Genomic DNA, 21,262 nt, shown 5'->3' with positions numbered 1-21,262 from the left:
GTGGCCATCACCTCCGTAACCACTTCCCACCACAATCGTACTCTGTCTGATCTCTGGAACACGTTGCCGATGCTCTATGGCATCTCGGCTTTCGCAATCTTTCTGGCGACAAGGCTGGCTTTGACCATCTTTACCGGCTTCGACAATGTGCCTGTGTCGTCCTGGCCCTACATCTTCCTGCGCGGCCTGTGGTTCGATCTGGCGACGCTCGGCTTTATCCTCATCCCGTTCCTGTTTGCAGCAGCCGTAATACCGGAGAAATGGCGGCACACCCGGTTTCACGCCTATTTCGGGCGCTTCATTGCATGGTTGCTGATAGCCGTGCTTCTGTTCACCGCGATCGGTGAATTCTTCTTCTGGCTGGAGTTCTCCAACCGCTTCAACTTCATTGCGCTGGATTACCTGATCTACACCCAGGAAGTGATCGGAAACATCCAGCAGTCCTATCCGGTCAAGACGCTGGTGGCCGCCATCGGCTTGCTGGCCACAGGTGCTGTCTGGCTGATGCGCGGCTGGTTCCGGCAGATCGAGATCGGCGAGTACACCAGGAAAACCCGCGTCATCCTTGCCGCTCTCATGGTGCTGTGGCCGGCCTCGGCCTACACTTTCGCCAATCTCGACCAGATGTATGCCTCGGCCAACAACTACGCCAACGAACTGTCCGGCAACGGGCTTTTCAGCCTGGTCGCAGCATTTCGCCGCAATGAGCTCGACTACGACCGCTTCTATGCGACCATCCCCGATGGTCAGGCAAAGGCGATCCTGAAAGATCTCGGCGTGAAGAAGACAGGCCCGGCGTCGGAAGCGGCAGTGGCCAACGATGCCTCGGGACCCATGCCCGACTTCCTGCTGAAGCGTCCGAAAAACATCGTCATGATCACGGTCGAGAGCCTTTCGGGCGAATATGTCGGCGCGCTCGGCGACAAGCGTGGCTGGACGCCAAACATGGATCGCATTGCCGGCCAGGGGCTGCTTTTCGACCGCATGTTCGCCACCGGCACGCGCACCGTGCGCGGCCTCGAAGCGACGACGCTCGGCACCCCGCCGGTCCCCGGTCAGGCGATCGTGCGCCGTCCCAACAACGAGCATCTGACGACGGTCGGCGGCATTCTCGCGCATGACGGCTATGCCTCTACCTTCGCCTATGGCGGTTACAGCTATTTCGACAATATGGCCGCCTATTATTCCGGCAACGACTATGCCGTCTTCGACCGCACCGAATTTCCGGCCGAAACCATCCCGGCGGCCAATGTCTGGGGTGTGGCCGACGAGGCGCTGTTCTCCAATGTTGACGCCATGCTGTCGAAGCCTGAGGCGGCGGACAAGCCGTTCTTCGTGCAGATCATGACCACCACCAATCACCGGCCCTACACCTATCCGGACGGGCGCATCGACGTGCCGTCGCCGGGCGGGCATGAAGGCGGCGTTAAATATACCGACTATGCGATCGGCCATTTCATCGACGAAGCATCGAAGAAGCCGTGGTTCAAGGACACGATGTTCGTCATCATCGCCGACCATTGCGCTTCGGTGGCCGGAAAGGTCGAGCTTCCCGTCGAGAGCTATCACATCCCGATGATCTTCTACGGTCCCGGCATCGTGAAACCCGGTCATTTCACCGACAACATCAGCCAGATCGACGTGCCGCCGACCCTGCTCGACGTACTCGGCAAGCCGGGTGAATCCTATTTCTATGGCCGCTCGGCGCGTGAGTTGAAAGCCGATCCGCAAGGCGTGTTCATCAGTAACTATCAATCGCTGGGCTACTACAAGAACAACAGGCTGACAGTGCTCAAGCCGGGCAAAGTGGTCGAGAGCTTTACGGTTGATCCGATCACTTTCGAGACGATGCCGGGGCCGGTCGATGCGACGCTGGAGAAGGAAGCCATCGCCTATTATCAAACGGCTTCGCGCGCGTTCAAGACGGGTGAACTGACTGCGCCGTGGTACGCCAAGACCAACTGACGCGCACCGCCGTCACCGCATGAAAAAGGCCGGAAGCCGCATTCTTCCGGCCTTTTTTGCATTCTGGCGCAAAGCTCCCGGAAATTGCAGACATTTATTGATTGCCCGCTGTCGGCTATTGGTTTGCCCATTCGTCTTTAGGGAAGGAGACCCCAATGCAATATGCCATCCTGTGCTACAATTCCGAAGATGTCGTCGGTTCCTGGACCAAGGAAGAGGACGACAAGGTGATGGCCGATCTCGCCGTGGTGCAGGAAAAGCTTGCCAAAGCCGGCAAGCTCGGCCCGGTCGCGCGCCTGATGCCGACCACTGCCGCAACGACCCTGCGCAAGACCCGCGACGAGCCCTTCGTCATCGACGGACCCTTTGCCGAGACCAAGGAACAGTTTCTTGGCTTCTATGTCGTCGATTGCGCATCGCTCGACGAGGCCGTCGAGGTGGCGCGCGAACTGGCCGTCGCCAATCCCGGCACGGGGTCCTATGAAATCCGCCCCATTTCCATTTTCAGACCCGGACCGACACCCGCATGACCGACCCCCACTGGATAGAAGCGGCATTGACGGCGGCCCGCCCGCAGGCGGTGGGTGCGTTGCTGCGCTATTTTCGCGATCTCGACACCGCCGAGGAAGCGTTTCAGGAAGCCTGCCTGCGCGCCCTGAAGACCTGGCCGAAGAACGGCCCGCCGCGCGATCCCGCCGCCTGGCTGATCTTCGTCGGGCGCAACACCGGCATCGATGCCGCGCGGCGCAGGGCCAAGCAGCAGCCGCTGCCGCCGGAAGAACTGGTGTCGGATCTGGAGGATGCCGAGACCCATATGGCCGAGCGGCTGGATGGGGCGGACTACCGCGACGATATCCTGCGGCTTCTGTTCATCTGCTGCCATCCCGATTTGCCGGCCGCCCAGCAGATCGCGCTCGCGCTGCGCATCGTCTCGGGCCTCTCGGTCAAGCAGATCGCCAAGGCCTTTCTGGTCGGCGAAAGCGCGATGGAACAGCGTATCACCCGCGCCAAGGGCCGCATCCAGGGCGCCGACGTGCCGTTTGAGACGCCCGGCGCCATAGAGCGCTCCGAACGGCTGGCGGCCGTCGCGGCGATGGTCTACCTGATCTTCAACGAGGGCTATTCCGCCGGTCCCGGCGAAGCGCATGCCCGCGCACCGCTTTGCGACGAGGCGATCCGGCTGGCGCGGCTGCTGCTCAGGCTTTTCCAGACCGAGCCCGAGATCATGGGACTGACGGCATTGCTTCTTTTGCAGCATGCACGCACAGCCGCTCGTTTCGATGACAACGGCGAGATCGTGCTGCTCGAAGATCAGGATCGAAGCCTCTGGAATCGCAAGATGATCGACGAGGGTCTGGCCTTGATCGACAAGGCGATGCGGCACCGTCGCGTCGGACCATATCTGGTGCAGGCAGCCATTGCCGCGCTGCATGCCCGCGCTGCCCGGCCTGAGGATACCGACTGGGCCGAGATCGATCTGCTCTATGCGACGCTCGAGCGCTTGCAGCCATCGCCGGTCGTCACGCTCAACCGCGCGGTCGCCGTTTCGAAAGTAAAAGGCCCTGCCGCCGCGCTCGAGATGATCGAGCCGCTGGAAGAGCGGCTGTCCGGTTATTTCCATTTCCATGGCCTGAAAGGCGGCCTGCTGATGCAGCTTGGCCGCAACGAAGAGGCCCGCGTCGCCTTCGACTGCGCGATCGCGCGGGCCAACACCGCCGCCGAAGCCGCGCATATCAGAATGCATATCGATCGCCTGATGAAAGACGCCACCCCGCGCGCCGGCAAACGGGCCTGAGCCTTCGGTCAAATCGTGAGAACGCCCGTGCGCTATTTCGGCTTCGAGGCCTTCGCGTAGGCGTCGGCGAAATAGGTCAGGAACACATCCAGCATGCCGTTCTCATGCGGCTTTTCCTTGGCTTCCCATGTCGCAACGAATGTGTCCCAGGCGCGGCTCTTCCTGGAGGCGAAGGCGGACGCCGGAACCTTCTTCTCGATCGCCTCGGGCGACAAATCCTCGAGCAGCCGCGACAGCGCCGTCTGCATCGCGGCAAAGGTCGCGAATTCGTGGGTCTTGAGGTCGCGAAAAGCCTCGTCGATGCTGTGCTTGGCGTCGAGATAGCCGGCCCTGCGCCGGGTGAACATGATTTCCAGTATTTCCTCGGGGCGCGGCACGAATTTCAGCGGGTTGTTGTCGACCGCGCCGATCATCGTGCGGCTGTTGCTGCGGGCAAGCACCTTGGCGGATGCGCGCGCCTTCAGGAGCAAAGCGAGTTCCTCCACTGCCGTGCGCAGCACAAGCCCGATTTCGGCAGCGACATCCGAGGGATCGCGCTGCATGAAAATATCCGGCGAGACGCCGGCGCCAACCGCTATCGCCCGCAACAGCGCTTCCGCGCCGCCGGACTGCGCCGCTCCCATGGGAGCGTGGGCCGGTGAGGGCGGTGGTGTAGCCTGCGGCTGAAATGGCTCCGGTGCCGCTTGCGCTGACGGCCGTGCTGGAGCCGCAGCAGCTTCGCCTTCGAATGAAAACGAAAAGTCGTCCAGTGGACGGGCAGGCGCTCCGTGGACGGGCTCGCCCCTTGCCGGCTGGACCGAGCGCGATGGGGTCCCCGGTGCGTCGGTTCCCCAGACATTTTCCGGCCCCCACGGAGCTTGTGATGGTTGAACGCCGGCGTCGGCAGTAATCGCCACGGAAACGAGATAATGGCCGATCTGAAGCCGGTCGCCATTGTTCAACTGATAGGGGCTTTTGACGCGCTGGGTCGCCCCGTTGACGAAGGTTCCGTTGCGCGAGACGTCATGCAGCCAATAGCTGCCGTTCTCATGCCGGACCTCGCAGTGCCGGCCCGAAATGAACATGTTCGGATCCGGCAGCACCCAATCGCAATTTTCCCGCCCGATTTCGAAGCCGCGATCATGCGACCGGAATCGTGTGGGCCCGCCGCTCGGCAGTTCGGTCAGGTTCTCGATCGTCAGGTTGATCGTCATCAGGAAAAGTCCGTCGCGAGTGGCCAGCGCCTTGGGGCGCGCGATCCCGATAGCTAACGTCACAGTCTAACCGCCGCGACAGATGGATGGCAATCGCGACGGCCCGGTGTCTATCGCCCTTGTCGGTCCCATACGGGGGAAAGCGTCACGGATTTTTGGGCGACAAAGGGTGGAGGCAAACCCGTTTTATACATCTTAAGGTGGAATATAATCAGGCTATATTTATACAACAAATGCTCTATGGAAAGTTGACAGCGATATTCCGTAATTTTATTCTTGAAACGATTTCCTTCCACGAAGGAGAATTCCGATGAATGGAAAGTATTTAGCCGCCGTCTTGTTCGGCGCGGTGTCGCTTGCTGCTCCGCCTGCTTTCGCGGACTCACAGGTGAAAGCCAACGAGATTATTGATTTCTTCGCGAAATCCGCCAATCAGGGCGCAACGCGCGGCATCTGCATTGGCACCACCGCCGAATGCGAGCAAAGCAAGCCCAAGCCCGCCGGCTTCGACATGCTCATCAATTTCGAGCTCAATTCAACGCAGTTCACCAGCCAGGCCCAGCAAAACCTGAAGGAGTTCGCCAAGGCGCTTTCCGACAGGCGCTTGTCGACGGCGCACTTCGTCGTCGAGGGCCATACGGATGCGCGGGGAACGGACGAGTATAATTTCGGCCTGTCAGAGCGGCGCGCTCAGGCCGTGACCGCCTTCCTCCTGAAGAACGGAATTGCCGGAGACCGGGTAACCGCGGTCGGCATGGGCAAGACCAAGCCGCGCACCGCCGATCCGATGGACGCGATCAACCGGCGCGTGGAACTGAGACTGCAGGTTCAGTAGCGCTCGAATAATTGACGTTGAAGAAGGGGATGCGCCGGCGCATCCCCTTTTCTGTTTTCGATCTATCGGCGCTCACAAAGTCGTTTCGATCGTCTCCACCACTTTCTGCATCGCCTCGCGATAGCGCACGAATTCCGGCGAGGTCCTGACCACGGTCTGCGCCACTGTCGGGCCGTCGGTTGTCGCGCGCACGGCCCTGCCGGTCATCTTCTTTTCGGCCCATGCAACGACGTAAGCCGCGTTCTTGCCTGTCAGGAACGGGTTCGCGCTGATGACCTGGCTGCCGAGGATGGCGGCAAGTGACGCATCGCCCGACGCGGCCAGCACGATATGGGCGCCTTCCGGTCCGAGGAAATGGGCGAGGTAGAGCCGGCCGGCGGTGATGCCATGGCCATGCGAGCGCAACCGCGCCTCGTTTTCGCGCGCCAGATGCTCGACCATTTCGCGCGAGATGGTCGGGTCGAAGCGCAGCGCGAGCAGGGCCGAGGTGGACATCGACTGGAACAGGTCAGGACGGTAGGTCCGCATCATGCGGATCCATGTCGAGTTGATGAACTGGCCGAGTCCAGTCGCCGAGGATCGCGAATTCTTCGCCCGCGCGTTGCCGGCGCTTTCGACATGGATGATGCGGTTCACCAGTATCTCGACCGCCGCACCGTCGGGGTCTGAGGAGGGGGTGGCCTGCGCGACTGCAGTCTCCAGCGGGTTTATGGGAACGCCGTTCATATAGAGTTCGAAGTGAAGGTGCGGGCCGGTGGAAAGGCCGGTGGTGCCGACAAAGCCGATGGTGTCGCCGGCCTTGACCGCAAGCCCCGGCTGCACACCATTCTCGAACCGGCTCAGATGCGCATAGGCGGTCGTCTTTCCATTGCCATGCGCAATGCGGATGACATTGCCATAGCCCTTGCCATCGCCCGCATATTCGATCGTGCCGTCGAAGGCTGCCATCACCGGCGTCCCGATCGGCGCCTTCCAGTCCACCCCCTTGTGCAACAGAACCCGGCCGAGGATTGGATGCCGGCGGGGGCCGAAGGTCGAGGTCAGGACGCCGTTGACCGGGTTGACCATGCCGTTGGTGGTGGTGACGCTGTGGGTCGCATCCTTTTCGGTCATGCAGGAAAAATCCGCACCCGCAGCTGGCTGGTAGACGAAGCATTCCAGGTTCCGGTCCGGTCCGCGGATGGCAGCGTAGAGCACGCGGCCGGTGTTGCGGCCCGTATCGCGGCCGGATTTGGCGAAGATGATGACCAGCCGGTCGTCCTTCGTCGTCATCGCCTGCAGGTCGAAGGATCGCGACATCAGCATGATCGCTTCGCCGGTAACGCCGCTCGGCACCTGGTTGCGCGTCGCCGTGCTGTAAACCGCGTCGAGCAGGCGGTAGCTGAGGTTCTGTGCTTCCGGCGTGACGGTCTGCGAATAGCTGGACAGGTCTTCGTCTATCCACGGGTCTGCTCCAGCGACGAACTGGCCGTCATCGCCCAGCGCGATGGTTCCGATGTATTTTTCCGGCGCATTCACCGAAAGCTGGGCGAGGCCGTATCTGCCTTGACGGGCGTCAGGCCGAAAGCCGCGCAAACCGACGATGTAGCGATCGCCAAGCATATCCACTCCGATGATCGTCTTCGCCGCTTCGGCTGCCTTTTTGGCGTCGTCGGCGCTGAAGCCATATTCGGCGATGATGCTTTCCAGTGAGCGCTCGCCCTTGATCGAGACGGTGAAGTCTTCCGTCGTGCGGAAGCGGTCGGCCTCGCGATTGACCAGGCCAACGGTCGTGGTGTCCTCGATCGCCGTCGGCTTGATCGCCGGAAGCGCTTCCTTCGGCTGCCCCGCCGTCTCGCTCCAGCCGGCATCGGCATCGGCCCCGTCTTCGCCGATCATGCCGCCCGGCTCCGACGAGGGGGTGGCCTGCATATCTTCAGCTGGAACTTCTTCGTCCGTGGCTATCGAGCCGTCTTCTTCGAGGTCATCCTGGCCTGCGACAGGCACAAGCACCTCGTCGGATGCTTCATCGCTGCCGGCGGCGTCCGGTGTTACTGCCGCATCGTCGTTCGTGATTTCCTCCACCGGCGCAGTGTTTGTCTGGTCCGGCAGTGCCGAAAGGTCGGTCGGCGGCTGGTTACGCCCGCTCTGCGATTGGAAGAAGGCAAAATCCTCGGGACTGGATGGCAGCGCCATGATGCGCTGGCTGGAGGAAAGCATGGTGTCCGACAGAACCTGCACCGTCTCGGGGATTTGTGGCTGGTTAAGGTCCGGCGGCACCGGAAGTTCGTGCAATTTCTGAGAAGCGCCGCCGCCCGTCGAGCCGAGCCGGATGATCAGCGGGTCACCGGCCAGATCGACGATCGCGTTGACGAAAACCGGACGTTGCGGCTTCTCGGGAGCCGTGGCCTGCGCTTTTGTCTCGGGTATTTCGATTGCCTGCGGCCGCCAGTTGCCGGAAAGGAAGTAGGTGCCGGCAGAGACCGCAAGAACGAGCCCAGCCGAGACGGCAAGCGCGATCTGGCGGCGCAGCGTGCGCTTGCGCTCTACCTCCTGCTGCTTCCGCTTCTTGCGAAAGCTGTCGTCCAACTGGTGCATCGGAAATGGGCCTGGATGCCGCTGACGAAGAATACGCCACAAGTGATGACGACAAAACAGCCGCCGGAAAAGCTTAGTGACATTGCTAGATTACAATGAATGGAGGTGTCGTGATGAGATCAACATCACAGACGCCCAAGTTATTTCGTGCGTTGTTTGTATTCAGTTCGCCTCGGGATCTTTCAGGAAAAAAGTCCAGCGCGACATTTCCTTGGTGTCGACCAGCCTGAAGCGGGCGGATTGGTAGCCGCGCTGCCAACAGGAATCGGTGCCTTGAATGGAAAATCGCCTGGTGCCGATGCACATGTCGTGACCTTCATAGTCGCCGGTCAGGATCGGCTGGCCAAAGACGTCGGTGGCATAGACATAGACGTAGCGGCCGGTGAGTTCCTCCTTGATGACGTCTACGCAGCGATTGGCGCCAATGGTCCACCACCCTTCGGTGCCGAAAGTGCCGCTGGTTTCCTTGGCCACCGAAACGTTGATCGCGTCGATCGTCTGGTTGCAGATGGCGAACTGGGCATGAGCAGCGCCGGCAAAGCTGGCACAGAAGACGGCGAAAGCGGGCAGGGCGCACCCTTTCCAAAAAGCATTGGCCAACAGGGCGGAAGCTGAGTTCCTCATGGGCTCGACATCGCCAACCTTCGAAGTGCAGTTGATACAGACTATTTTGCAAGCCGTCGATTACTACGGATTGGGTACTGCCGGGGACACTCGAAACCCGCTTTTACAATAGAATCCCACGCGCTTTTGCGCTATCCAAAAGAACTGGATTGAATCCGCGAACAATTGGACTCCTGGAAACATGATACGGGAACGTTCCTTGTTTCGACGGGCGAAAATTTGCTTCGCCATACTTGTCGTATTTCTCGTGCAGATTTTTGCGAGCGCGGCTCAGGCTGAGCGCCGTGCGGCCATCGTGGTCGGCAACGGCGAGTACAAATTCGCACCCCTGACAAATCCGAAGAACGACGCCAAGCTCATTGCCTCCACTCTGACCGAACTCGGTTTCGACGTGCTGCTTTTCTACGACGTGAACAAAGCGGCGGGGAAAGATTTGCAGGATGCGATCCGCAAGCATCTCGTCGGAGCCGACATGGCGGTGCTGTATTATGCGGGGCATGCGGTGCAGTACAAGGGTCAGAACCTGCTTCTGCCCGTCGATGTGCGCACCGGCTCGGTCAAGCAGGTCGTTGACGACGCGATTGCGCTCAACACGCTCATCGACATCGTCAAGGACGATCCTGTCGGCATAAAGCTCATCATCCTCGATGCCTGTCGCACCAACCCGGTCGCGACAGAGGAGGGGTTGCAACAGGGCCTGGCAAACACCGAGTCCGGTACCGGGCAGGTGCTGATTGCCTTTGCGACCAGCGCCGGCGAGGTCGCCTATGACGGCACCGGCGTCAACAGCCCGTATTCCTCCGCACTGGCCAATGCGTTCCTGCAGCCCAATCTCGACATCTACGACACCTTCCGCACCGTGCGTGGCGACGTGCGCATGGCTACCGGCGGATCGCAGATCCCCTGGATCACAGGCTCCATCGAAACGAAATTCATTTTCAGGACAGGCGATGCGAGCGCTTCCAAAGAACCGGCAGCGCCGCAAGCGGGCAGCGAACTGACCGTCGATGAGGTGCTCTGGGCCTTCATTCGCGAAAGCCCGGACCCGGAAGATTTCGCCCGCTTCGCCAGCGTGTTTCCAAACAGCAAATACGCGCCGGAAGCCAAAAGCCGCAGCAGCGTCCAGGTCGCGGAATTGAACCAGCGCGGCCTCTACATAAACGGCGCGCTGGCTTCCACGGCGATTTCCGCCCCGCCGCCGGCAGACGCCAGCACCGAGGCCGCCGGCGAGGAATTCGTCTTTCAGCAGGCTGGCGAGCGCGCGGTGAGTGAGACGTTCCGTGTCTGGCCGCGCAAGCTGCCGGACACGGCGCATGGCATGAAGGCGATGGTATCGGATTGCGATCTCTACGCCGCCGATCCCAACGATCCACAACGCGCGGTTCCCGGCGTGACCAACGGCATGGTCAATGTCCGCGACGGCCTGCGGGCCTGCGCCTTCGCACTCGCTGCCGATCTGACCAATCCGCGCCTGCAGTTCCAGCTCGGCCGCGTGCTCGAGATCGCGGGCCGCTACGACTGGGCCGAGCATTTCTACGCCCTGGCCGGCCGCCAGCAATACAGCGCGGCACTCGTCAATCTTGGCTATTTGGCCCGCGTCGGCCAGGGCCGCGAGGTCGATTACGATCGCGCTCTCGATTTTTACATGCAGGCGTCGGCACTCGGAAATCTGCGGGCACGCACCAATGTCGGCTCGGCCTATATCAAGGGGCAGGGCGTGCCGAAAAACCCCGAAGAGGGCATCCTCTGGTACAGGCTTGCCGCATCGAGCGGCTGGACGAACGCCATCACCGCATTGGGCGATTCCTACAACCGAGGCGTCGGCGTCGGAAAAGACCCCGTTGAAGCGGCAAAGCTCTATGCGGCGGCATCCGATGCCGGGCAGATCGACGCCATGGCCAATCTCGGCCGGGCCTATGTCGGTGGCTCGGGCGTCGACAAGGATGTCCGGCGCGGCCTCGACCTGATGCTGCGCGCGACCGACATGGGCAATCAATACGCCCCATATTTCGCGGCGCGCGTCTTCCTCAAGGGCGACGATGGCGTGCCGGTCGACTCCGTGCGCGCGCTGAGCTTGCTGGAACTCTCGGCCCGACGCGGCTTCGAGGACGCCTATCTCGACCTCGCCAAAGGCTATCGGGATGGAAGCCTCTCCGGCGGAAAACCTGATCTGCGCCTTGCCTATTTCAATGCAGCACTGGCGGTGCGCTTCAAGGCCGACAATGCCGAGGAGATCAAGAACGCGATAGGCGACCGCCTGAAAGCGGACGCACGCAAGAAGATCGATGCGGATGTCGAGTTGTTCATCCAGCAGAACGGAAAGTAGTGGCGAGCTTCGCCGGAATGAAAAGTTTCGTTGTCATCGCAGTTGGTTAGGGTCTTTTTCTTGCGCCGTTGGTTCGATCATATCCGCACGACCATCCCCTGGCTGAGCCATGGCAATGCCGCTTCGCCAGCGGATCTGCCTGCCGCTGACGGGCAGGAAGGAATTCGCTATGTGCTGGTCGATGGGGACAAGGAGGCCAGGCCGCGCATCCTGATATCGCTGCTTGGAGATACGCCGCCCAACATTGCGGAAATCCTCGACGCCGTCGCGGCCGCCTGTCGCGAGGCGCAGGAATTTCCGGTGATCGTCATGTCGGAGCTGCGCCCGGATCTCATAGCCGTCACGGCCGCCCCGATCGAGTTCATGCCCTCGCGCCGTCACCTTCGGCTGTTGCGGGATGACGAGTACCAGCGCTATGTGCGGCGGCGGTGGGCTCTCATCATGGCCAAGTGGAATTTTGCCAGCGAGATCGAGCTCTCCCTGACCTTCGACGAATTCCTGGCAACGCAGATGGCCGCGCCGGCGCAAACCACTGCCGAGGCAAGCTCTTCATCTAGACCCGTGCAAGAGCGGCATGAAGCGGCGCGTCGGCTCGAACCGAAAACACAAGCTGCTCGATAAGACGGGCTGCTTCGTGGCCGCCGTTGATAAATTCGAGGCGGGCAGAGCGGCGGCGCAATTCTTCGCGAAAATCCTGCGACAGCGCGATATCGATCGTCTGTGACACGCGGCCGAGTTCGGACGCGCGCAGGCGTAGCCCGACATGCGTGGAGTGGGCATAGGTCGCGCGCAGATGCTGGTCGTCCATTTCCGGCGCTTCATTCGGAACGAAGATCGCCGGGATGCCGCCGAAGACGCATTCGTGAAAGCTGTTGTAGCTCGCATTGGTGATCATCAGATCGATCGCGCTCAGGCAATCCGAGAGCGGATAGAGGCTCCGGCGCACGACGCCCGGCGTTTCATCGCCGATGGGAGGGGCGAGCGGATGGTTGATCCGCACCACCTGAATGTCCCGGCGGATCAGGTCCTTGATGATCAGGTCCGGCAAATCCTCGAAGTCGAAATTGCGTTGCGAACCGAGCTGAATGGCGACAGTGAAGCGCTTGGGGTCGACGCCAAGCCGTGCCGCCGCATCAGTGCGGCAAAGGCCGGAGCCGGGATCGTTGAGAAGGATCGGTGAGACGGCCGCGACCTGACCGGGCATGTCCGTGGTCGGGCCCCGGTCTTCGTCATGCGCATATTCGCCCGGCTCGATGATCATGTCGAAGCAGGATTGAAGCTCGTCCGACAGCGCCTGGCCGCGAACCCACAAGGCGCGCCGCACCCATACCCAGGAAAGGTCGGGCCGCGCCGACGCGACGTTGACGAGACCGGGAAATGGATAGGTGCCATCGAAGACGACCGCCGCAATGTCCATGCTTTCGATCGCGGCGAGCAGCTCCTGCGCGTAGGCGATGTTCCAGCTGTCGTCCGTGACGCCCACTTTCACCGCCCAGGGAATGTAGTCCACCGCGTGGCCGCGCATCGCGATCAATGCCGATCCCGCTGAGCGGGTGAAGAATATGGGCTCGATGTCCGGCGACATGCGCTCGGCAATCGCCATCAGCCGGGTAATGTGTCCAAGGCCGATGCCGTTGGTCGCGACGAACAGGACGCGTTTTTTCGATGCATGGCGCCGGGCTCCCGCCGGCTGCTCGGTCACAGATACGCTTGCGGCCGTCTGGCGCCTGAGCTTGGCTATCCGCGCGGCGTTCAGCGCAGGCAAGCTTGGCAGTTCAAGGTCGTCATAGAGTTCGGCCATGCGTGCCGGATAGGTTTCTATCGAAAATCGCTCCGCAGCCGCTTTTCGAGCCAATGTCGACTGTGCTGCGTAGGACGCCGGCGATGAAATCAGCCGATCGATTTCCGCCGCGACATCCCTGACGTCGGTATATATGGCGCCTTCCCCGAACAGATCTGCGTGGCAGGGGTCTACGATCGTCACCAGTCCGCTAGCCATAGCCTCGGCAATGCCGAGCCCAAATGCCTCGACCCAGCGGCGGCTGTGAAAGTAGACATAGAAGTCGAGCCGGCTAAGGAATTCGCAAACACCGTCATCCGCATAGGGAAGGACGTTCCAGTTGGCTCCGATCCAGGGTCGGATCGCTTCGGGAACACCGCCCAGCACTTCGATCGACAGATGCTTCGCATCCGGATAGGCAGCCAGAAGATCGTCCTGCGTGTCCGGCCATTTGAGCGGATCGGCACGCGAATGACGGCCGAGCGTCGCGTCGCGTTCGGGTGGCGGCCTGCGGCGATCCTGCCAGTCCGCCATGTCGATCATGTTCCACAGGTCGTGGCGCAGCAGCCGGGGTTTTTCTCCGACCAGTTTCTCAAACTGTTGGCGAACCTTGGGCCCGACCGGCGCGAACGACACCGGAGCGCCGAACAGCCGCTCGAGATTGCGCTGCACGATCGCTGTCTCATACTGAGGCGCCCATGCACCGTCGAAGGGCGGGTGATGGGCAACGCAGACGACATGGCGCGGGCGAATGTTCACCGAAGCGGCAGGCATGTGTTCGAAGACCTGCGGATGATGGGCAAACAGAACGTCGCAGGTGACGATTTCCTCGCCCGTCAGCCAGGGCACGCCCAGCTCGTCGATCAGCTTTGCCGTGCGCCTTTCGAAGCCGCCGATGAGAGGGCCGCGCCTGCCGACGAACGGAATGAAGGCACAACTCAGTCCGAACCGATCCGCAGCTTTCAGTTCCGCCCGCAAGGCGGAGGACGTTCCTCCGGGGAACCTGGGGTCGGCGGCATGGATGATATCAAAATGCATGAATCGGTCTTGCCAGCATTGTTGTCAGTGTCATAAGCGGGCAGTTCAAGGGTATGCCGCTCTGCGGGGTGCTGGGGATTTCGGGCGTGGCGCCTTGGGTATGTTCCGCATCGTCACCGGCTTGGCAACGACCGCTCTGCTCATCTTGGCTTTCGCCATGGGCACATAGCAACTGCGCGGATGGTTCTTGATGAAGCTGCGATAGGCTGCAGACGTGTTCTGCTTCAGGGCGGCATGCCAGGCGAGTTTTTCCGCGAGATTGAACGGCACCGGATTGCAGGTATCGACCCTGGAAACCGGGGTGGGTGCCGCCATGCGCTGAAACGGCACGCACGCCGCAAGCAACACAGATCCAAGAACAGAAAAGCGCTTGAGCATGTGCCAACGCCCCCTCTTCAATTAGAAGACAAGTAGAACTCTGCAAGCAAAGTGCGTCAAATCAATTGATCTTCGGTCGATTGTAAAGTTTCGGAAGAAAACTGATATACCCATTTCGAATAAAGGGCGGATGCAAATCGAGGTAATATAAACGCTTGGTTGCCGAATATAGATGGCTGCACCGTGGGGTGTGGGACAACCGCGAGCGGTTATTCGGTCACGAGAAAATAGCCGAAGTCGACGCCGAAGCTTCCGTTCATGCCGTCGATCTTTCGCGCGAGTTTGGGAAACAGGTCGGCTGCTCGCGAGACCGTCCTTCCCGCCGGCAGACCGAGGTCCTGATCGCTGGCAAGCGCGATGACCATTTCAGGAGACACATCCCGAAGCCGCGCGCTCTGGAATTTCAGCTCGAAGGTCTCCTTGTCGCCTTCGGTGACCTTGGTGGCGAAGCTGCCCATGTTGTAGACGAAGCCATCGCTGTCGACCAACAGAAGGTCGAGATTTCTCGTTCCCTTCTTGCCGACGGTGGCGACAAGATTTTCACCGGGCTTCAGCCTGTCGGCAAGCAAGGTAAGCGACGGGCTGTCCATTGCCGTTGGCTGGACGGCATTCAGAAACTCGGTCACGGCGCACTGGGCGTCCGTTATCAACTGCCCGTTGACCTCCGGCTCCTTGGTGCTTTTCTGCTTCAGCGTGTTGTAGAGCCTTTCGAACGGCTCTTTCGTCAGACCGAAGCCTTTGATGTCGATCGACTGATCCGAGACCGTGGTGACGGCCGCGAAGAAGCAGCGGCCACCATCATAGTTGCGCAGCCATGAGACGCTCTGCTCGGCGGTTTCCACCATGTCGAGTGCTGCTTCCTTCGTTTCGGTCGGCGTGCGCTGGGGCAATGTCGGCTCAGCCTCTGCCGGCTGGCCTTGCGGCGGGGTGGCCGGTCCGGTTTCGGGCGGCGTCGCAGCACCGGGCTCGGTGCTCGGCTCGCTTTCAGTTGGAGTCGGAGTAATAGCGACCGGAGGCGAGGCGGGCGTAGACTCAGCCGGCTTTTCCTCGGACGTGGTTCTTGCCTCCTCCTGCGGCTTTGGCTCGACACTCTGCGATGGCGTTTTCGACTCCGCCTCCTTCAGTATGTCATCGAGGCTAGGCCCCGCCGGCTGCTTTTCCGGTTCCTGTTTCACGACAATTTGCGGCACAGACGGCTGGCTCGTGGTTTCGCTTGTCGTGGATTGCCCGAACAGCCCGAGATAATAGGCGCCTCCTGCACCGCCGGCCAGAAGCAGCACCAGCAGGCCGCCCATCAGGGCAGTTCTGGACGGTCTTGGCGCGGTGCTGCTCCCGGCCAGGTTCAGACGGCCGGTGGCGTGAGCTGGGGCAGATGACGGTGGCGAGCCCAAGCCGGATGATGCGATAGGCCCTTCCAACGCGGCTGCGTGCCGGCCAAGCGAGCCGGAGGAGGGCGCAGAGTTTCCAAAAGGCGAGTGCGAGCCCAGCGTATCGGGCGGCTGCGGGGCTGCCTCCGCTGATCCAGCGCCGGTTGATGCCGGTTTGGCCGATCCGATCCTTGCCGAGCGAAGCCATGCTGCCACCTGTTCGGCGCTGTCGGGCCGGTCGTTCTCCTCGGGCTGCAGCATCGCCTGCACGAGTGGCCGCAGGCCGGCATCGATATCCGACAGGTCAGGAACCGTGCGGCGCTTGTCGATAACTTCGACGTGGGAGCCGCCCATGTCGAGCGGCGCACCGCGAAGGGCGGCGGCAATTACCAGGCCGAGGCTGTAGAGGTCCGATCGCGCCGTGACTTCAAGGTTCTTGATGCCCAGTTGCTCGGGCGAGACGAAATTGTATTTGCCGGCGAAATTGCCGCCGATCAGGGTCCCGCCGCCGACATTTGCCGAGCGCGCTATGCCGAAGTCGATGATCTTGGGCTGACTGACGTCGCCATGCTGCAGGATGATATTGTCGGGCGAAAGATCGCGGTGGATCACGCCAGCCTTATGCGCCAGCGCCAGCCCGTCCGCCACCCGGATGAACAGCAGCCGTGCCTCGTTCGCATCCAGCGGGCTGATGGCGATGCGTTCGGCCAGCGACTGCCCATCGACGAATTCCATCGCCAGATAGGGCCGTCCAAGACGAGGATCGCGCGAGAAGGAATAGTAGCGCACGATGGTTTCATGATGCAGGCGGCCAAGAATGGTCGCCTCCTTCTTGAACAGCGCGAATATCGCCTCATCGTCGGCAAGCTCGGGCAGGATGGTCTTGATCGCGACCGGCTCGCCGGTCTGGATATTATGCCCGCGATAGACCTCACCCATCCCACCCGAGGCGATGCGGGCGTCGATCTCATAGGTGTCGTTCAGCTGCGTGCCCGGCTCAAGGGTCGTTCTGTTGACGGCGATGCGCGTTTTTCCATCCGAAGTCATGGCAACTCACATCTGGCTCGGCCATTCGCCCGGTCGCCCGCGCGTGATGTTGGCCGGAGAATTGCGGAACTGGACGACGACGACGGTGACATTGTCGACCGCGCCGCGGTCGAGCGTCAACCTGAGAAGGATGGCGCAGGCTTCACGCGCGCTATGACGGCTGAGCACCCGCCGCATCTCGTCGTCGGAAACATGGGCCGTCAGGCCGTCGCTGCAGATCAGGAATTTGTCCTGCGCGCGGATCCGCCCATAGGTGAAATCAAGTGTCGGGTTGTCGAACGTGCCGATGGCGCGGGTAATTACGTTGCGCCGTGGCGATACCGCCGCCTCCTCGGGCGTCAGCAGGCCGCGATCGAGAAGGTCCTGCACCTCGGTATGATCGCGAGACAGCTGTGAAAGGTTTCCGTCGCGCAGCATGTAGATGCGGCTGTCGCCGGCCCACAGGCAGGCATATTGATGCTCGAAGGTCAAAAGGGCCGCCAGCGTCGAGCCGATCATGCCGGCATTGCGCCGCAAGGCGATCTCCCGGATTTCGCGATTGGCCGTCGTCACCCGGTCTTCGAAGCGCGCGCGCAAATCCCGCGCCGAGCTTGGAACGCCGATCGACTTCAGGTTCTCGACAATGCTGTTGCTGGCAAGCTCGCCCCCGTCGTGTCCGCCCATGCCGTCGGCCACCGCAAACAGGCCGCTGTCGGACTGGACCAGAAAGCGGTCCTCGTTAAGCTCGCGAATGCAGCCGGTGTGGGTGGCGCCGTCGCTGTCGATGTCGAAGACATGCTTCATCATGACGGTTCCTAAAAGCCGGCGGGGCAGTTGAAATCGCGAAGCGCCGGCAAAAACAACGGGTTGTAGGAAGATCCGGTTCGTATGCTGTAGGAAACTTCACGGCCGCCGACGACGAACCGCACCACCAGGTCGTCGCCTTCCTGGGCGATGGAGCCGGTGTCGATCAGGCGCATCAGCGCCCAGGGGCCGTTCTTGTCGATACTCGAATCCCGCCCGGCTATTTCGGGGAAGATGCTGAGCTTGGCGCTGCTCGAGGCGCCGTCGCCAGGCCATGCAATCGTCTGCGGCGTATTTCCGGCCATCGAGGTCTGGATGACGATCTGGTTGACCACCAGCAGCGCCTCGGCGTCCTTGGAGATGGTGTGCGGGGCGATCGTCACCTTCACGGCAGGTGTCGGGCTGCCATCGGCAAAGAAGGCATTGCGGATTTCGGCTGCGCGCTGGAACTGGCGAAGCGTATCGCTGGAGAGCTCGCGCCCCAGCCGCGTGTCCTTCTGCCAGTCCCAGGCATCGCCGGTAATGTTTGCCAGCGGCGCCAGATGCTCGTCGAAGAACTTGTCCATCAGGCCATTGGGACCGAACAGCTGCGTGAATTCGCCAATCTGGACGTCGCCATCGGCATCCCTCGCAAAGGGGTACTTGCCGGAAACGATCCGCTGGCACAGCTTGGTGATGTTTGCGGCCAGCGCCTGATTGAGTTGCGATTTCGAACTGCTGGCCTCCGCCCCCTCGAACTCCTCGACGACTTCCGAGATCATCGTGGCGAATGGCTTGGGAAGGCGCGACATGGTTCCGCGCAGATTGACCACCTGAAGCCGCAGCTTCTCGTTGGCCGGTCCTGATTGCGACGGATAGTCGGTTATGACCTTCAGGCTTTCCCGGACTTCGCCGAGATTCTTCAGAAGGATATCGACCGGGCGGCTGCCGGGGGCTCCTTCGATCCAGTTCTGGTAAAGCCTGAAATAGGCCTCGATATTGGCGCCGGGATTGACCGCGCCCGCAGCGCTTCCTGCGGCTTCGCCAGCCCTCAGCTGCGACTTCCGATGAATGAGCCCGATGCGGGCAAGGCCGTAGATCTGTGCGCTTTCCATGTCGAGGCTGCCGTCGCCCCGGCTGAGCGTCGTCTCGTTGCCGACGGTTTCGAGCAGCTTGAGCAGCGGCGACGTCTCGGACGATGCCGCTGCCAGAACGCCATAGTCAGGCTGATCCTGCGTGATGGATTTCAGCTTGAGATTGGACAGCACCTTTTCCCAGGCCTCGATGAAGTCCTTGCTGTAGCGGTCGACGAGTTCGGGGCCGAGCGCTTCAAGCCCGCTGACCTGCTCGGCATTCTGCCCGGCATCGCCCATAACCCATTGCTCGGCGGCGAGCCGGTCTGCTACGCCTGCGAGCTGCACGAGGAAGAATTTGTGAAAACCGGCATTGGTGTAGAGGCCGGGGATTTTCAACTGGTCGAGCTGGGTGCCGTCGCGCGTCTCAAACACCTTGGCGGCATCGTCCCCGCTAAGGAGCGGCAGGTCGCGCAAGCCCTTGGCATAGGCCGAGGAACTCATGACGAGCCCGGCGCGATCCGCGAGCTTCATGCCGGCGAGCGATTGCTGCGCCTGCGCGATCAGCTTGCCGTCGAGTTCGATTGCCGGCACATGTGACCGCCCGAGTTCCAGCATGTCGCGCAGGTCGGTTGCAAGCTCCTGTCGGGCGGCTTCGTTGCCGGCACCGGGCAGGAGGTTGGCTTCCCAGTCCCGTTCCATCCAGCCAGTGATAAAGTCGTCCTCGACGCCGGGCGCCTTGCCGCCGAGCATCAGATAGGTCTTCAGCGCCGGATAGGCGACCGTCGGTTCGTTGATGCTTGCAGCCAGTTGCTGTTCCGTCCGCAGGACGAGGCGCGGGCGCAGCATACGTTCCAGTGCGTTGCGGTAGGTCTCTTCCGTTGCTGATGACAACGTCTCGCGCTGCGTCAGGCCAAACGTCTCGTTCACCGGTGTCGGTTCGTTGCGATGCGCATAGCCCGCCGGCATCTCGCGCAACTGGCTGAGCAGGGCAGCAATTGCGGAGAGGTCCGCTCCCGTGACCGGTTCGGACGCCGGCATGTCCTGTCTGGTCAGTTCCTGGCCGGCATCTGCGCGATAGGCCTCGATCGCGTTTCCGCCCGCCGCGATCAGCGATTTGTTGGCTGCAAAGCTCCAGCCCAGCGTGCCGAGCACCAGCGCTGAGACGCATGCGATTGCCGCCATGCCGCCATAGCGCAGCATGGCGCTGCGTCGGGCAATGCCCTTGTCGAGAGAGCCCCATCCTGCCTCGGCAAATATCAAATCCTGCAGCAGATCGTGGATGAAAAAACTCTTGCCGCGCCCGGAGAGATTTTCGCTCGCCTGCCTGACCGCAAGGTTCCTGCCCATAGCACCGATAAGCTGGTCGATCGGCGTGCCTTCCTGCGTGCCCGAGGAGAAATAGAAGCCGCGCAGGCTGGCGCTGCTTTCCGGCCGTGCCGGGTCGAATATCTGGTTGAGGAAGTCGGCCACACGCTCCCGCAACGCGCCGACCTGCGCCGGAAAGCCGAAGATGGCGATGCGTGCTGTCGCGTCCGGTTCTTCCTGCAGGCGATCCGGAAGCTCCTCCGTAAGGCGGCTGACCAGCGCGTCGAACTCGACCGGAACTTGCGATACGAGATTTTGCTTCCGCTTCTCGGTCTGGAAGGTCGCGCCCCACACCTTGCGGCGGCGCGCTTCGGTGAAGCTGCCAAAATACTCGCGAAAGCCCTCGATCAGATCGGCCTTTGTGAAGAGAGCATAGACCGGGAAATCGACCTTCAGCTCCTGAAGAAGCTCGAACAGGCGTTTTCGGATGGCGTTGGCGTGAGAAGCCAGCTCCCATTCCGGCAAGGTCAGCAAATCCTCCACGCTGATGGCGACAATGACACCGTTGATCGGCTGTCTTGTCCGGTTTGCCTTGAGCAGCGAAAGGAACGACAGCCAGCTTTTCTTGTCCGTCTCGGCGTCGGATTCGTGGGTCGTGTAACGGCCCGCAGTATCGATCAGCACGGCGTCGTCGGTGAACCAGAAGTCGCAATTGCGGGTGCCGCCGACGCCCTCGACGGGTGCCGCCCCTTCTTTTTCGGCGAGCGGAAATTTCAGTCCCGAATTGACCAGCGCGGTGGTCTTGCCTGCGCCGGGCGGCCCGATGACGACATACCACGGCATTTCGTAGAGGAACGAGCTTTTGCCGCTCGCGCGTTTGAGCACCGCGATGGCATCGGCCATCCGCTTGGCGAGCAGCGGGCCGTCGCTCCCTTGATCGTCATTCGAAAGAAGCGCCGCCTCGATGGCCTTCTGTGCGCCGCGCGCCCTCAATGCGCGGACGGCGTAAGCGCCGGCGACCAGAACGGTGGCGGCCGCTATCACGCCGGTCCGAATCCAAACTGAATCGAGTGGTTGCGAGCCGTTGAACGTTATCAGCGGGCCGGCGAACCAGACGACCAATCCGAAGCAAACGAGGCCCAGCAGGGCGAGAAGTGCCCCGAGCCAGGCGAATATCGGTTGCTTGCGGTCCAT

General features: G+C 61.7%; 14 protein-coding genes. 6 read left to right on the top strand and 8 right to left on the bottom strand.

Features of this window, described 5'->3' with window-relative positions; translation table 11 throughout:
* The 3 genes from DZG07_RS16150 (at position 1) to DZG07_RS16140 (ending at position 3,760) form a co-directional block, all read left to right on the top strand.
* Positions 1 to 1,965, top strand: coding sequence for an LTA synthase family protein (locus tag DZG07_RS16150; protein ID WP_197716863.1), 1,965 nt, complete (start codon positions 1 to 3; stop codon positions 1,963 to 1,965).
* A 155-nt stretch (positions 1,966 to 2,120) separates the two neighbouring features.
* Positions 2,121 to 2,495 carry a YciI family protein gene (locus tag DZG07_RS16145; protein WP_091911962.1) on the top strand — a complete coding sequence of 125 codons (375 nt, stop codon included), beginning with the start codon at positions 2,121 to 2,123 and terminating at the stop codon, positions 2,493 to 2,495.
* Positions 2,492 to 3,760, top strand: coding sequence for an RNA polymerase sigma factor (locus DZG07_RS16140; protein ID WP_119818626.1), 1,269 nt, complete (start codon positions 2,492 to 2,494; stop codon positions 3,758 to 3,760). Before DZG07_RS16145 ends, DZG07_RS16140 begins: the two co-directional genes overlap by 4 nt.
* A gap of 32 nt (positions 3,761 to 3,792) precedes the next feature.
* Here DZG07_RS16140 and tagH read toward each other — a convergent pair whose 3' ends face one another.
* Positions 3,793 to 5,016: a type VI secretion system-associated FHA domain protein TagH gene (gene tagH / locus DZG07_RS16135; RefSeq protein WP_348626382.1), complete on the bottom strand. Its 1,224-nt coding sequence runs from the start codon at positions 5,014 to 5,016 to the stop codon at positions 3,793 to 3,795.
* 247 nt (positions 5,017 to 5,263) lie between these two features.
* Here tagH and DZG07_RS16130 point away from each other — a divergent pair, with 247 nt between their 5' ends.
* Positions 5,264 to 5,788 carry an OmpA family protein gene (locus DZG07_RS16130; protein WP_119818620.1) on the top strand — a complete coding sequence of 175 codons (525 nt, stop codon included), beginning with the start codon at positions 5,264 to 5,266 and terminating at the stop codon, positions 5,786 to 5,788.
* A 72-nt stretch (positions 5,789 to 5,860) separates the two neighbouring features.
* On the opposite strand, the gene DZG07_RS16125 is transcribed toward DZG07_RS16130, so the two are convergent.
* Both DZG07_RS16125 and DZG07_RS16120 read right to left on the bottom strand, forming a co-directional pair.
* Positions 5,861 to 8,365, bottom strand: a complete 2,505-nt coding sequence (locus tag DZG07_RS16125; protein WP_119818617.1) for a peptidoglycan DD-metalloendopeptidase family protein — start codon at positions 8,363 to 8,365, stop codon at positions 5,861 to 5,863.
* Positions 8,366 to 8,527: 162 nt separating this feature from the next.
* A complete protein-coding gene (locus DZG07_RS16120; protein WP_245429497.1) occupies positions 8,528 to 8,965 on the bottom strand; it encodes a DUF1036 domain-containing protein in 438 nt (145 codons plus the stop codon).
* Between the two features lie 271 nt (positions 8,966 to 9,236).
* Between DZG07_RS16120 and DZG07_RS16115 the strand changes: the two genes are divergently transcribed.
* Positions 9,237 to 11,315, top strand: coding sequence for a caspase family protein (locus tag DZG07_RS16115; protein ID WP_245429496.1), 2,079 nt, complete (start codon positions 9,237 to 9,239; stop codon positions 11,313 to 11,315).
* A gap of 60 nt (positions 11,316 to 11,375) precedes the next feature.
* A complete protein-coding gene (locus DZG07_RS16110) occupies positions 11,376 to 11,936 on the top strand; it encodes a hypothetical protein (protein WP_119818608.1) in 561 nt (186 codons plus the stop codon).
* On the opposite strand, the gene DZG07_RS16105 is transcribed toward DZG07_RS16110, so the two are convergent.
* From DZG07_RS16105 to tssM, 5 genes are all read right to left on the bottom strand, one after another.
* The gene (locus tag DZG07_RS16105) at positions 11,869 to 14,133 is read right to left on the bottom strand and encodes a glycosyltransferase (protein ID WP_119818605.1); all 2,265 of its coding nucleotides are present in this window, start codon (positions 14,131 to 14,133) and stop codon (positions 11,869 to 11,871) included. The genes DZG07_RS16110 and DZG07_RS16105 overlap by 68 nt on opposite strands.
* 45 nt (positions 14,134 to 14,178) lie before the next feature.
* Positions 14,179 to 14,511 (bottom strand): hypothetical protein, encoded by a 333-nt coding sequence (locus DZG07_RS16100; RefSeq protein WP_119818602.1) that lies wholly within the window; start codon positions 14,509 to 14,511, stop codon positions 14,179 to 14,181.
* A gap of 209 nt (positions 14,512 to 14,720) precedes the next feature.
* Complete coding sequence (locus DZG07_RS16095; protein ID WP_119818599.1) at positions 14,721 to 16,925, bottom strand: serine/threonine-protein kinase; 2,205 nt, start codon at positions 16,923 to 16,925, stop codon at positions 14,721 to 14,723.
* A gap of 6 nt (positions 16,926 to 16,931) precedes the next feature.
* Positions 16,932 to 17,711, bottom strand: coding sequence for a protein phosphatase 2C domain-containing protein (locus DZG07_RS16090; RefSeq protein ID WP_091911944.1), 780 nt, complete (start codon positions 17,709 to 17,711; stop codon positions 16,932 to 16,934).
* 8 nt (positions 17,712 to 17,719) lie between these two features.
* Positions 17,720 to 21,262, bottom strand: a complete 3,543-nt coding sequence (gene tssM / locus DZG07_RS16085; protein ID WP_119818596.1) for a type VI secretion system membrane subunit TssM — start codon at positions 21,260 to 21,262, stop codon at positions 17,720 to 17,722.

Origin of the sequence: Mesorhizobium sp. DCY119 (assembly GCF_003590645.1) — a bacterium.
Classification (GTDB): Bacteria; Pseudomonadota; Alphaproteobacteria; order Rhizobiales; family Rhizobiaceae; genus Mesorhizobium_M.
This window is presented reverse-complemented; position numbering and strand designations above follow the sequence as displayed.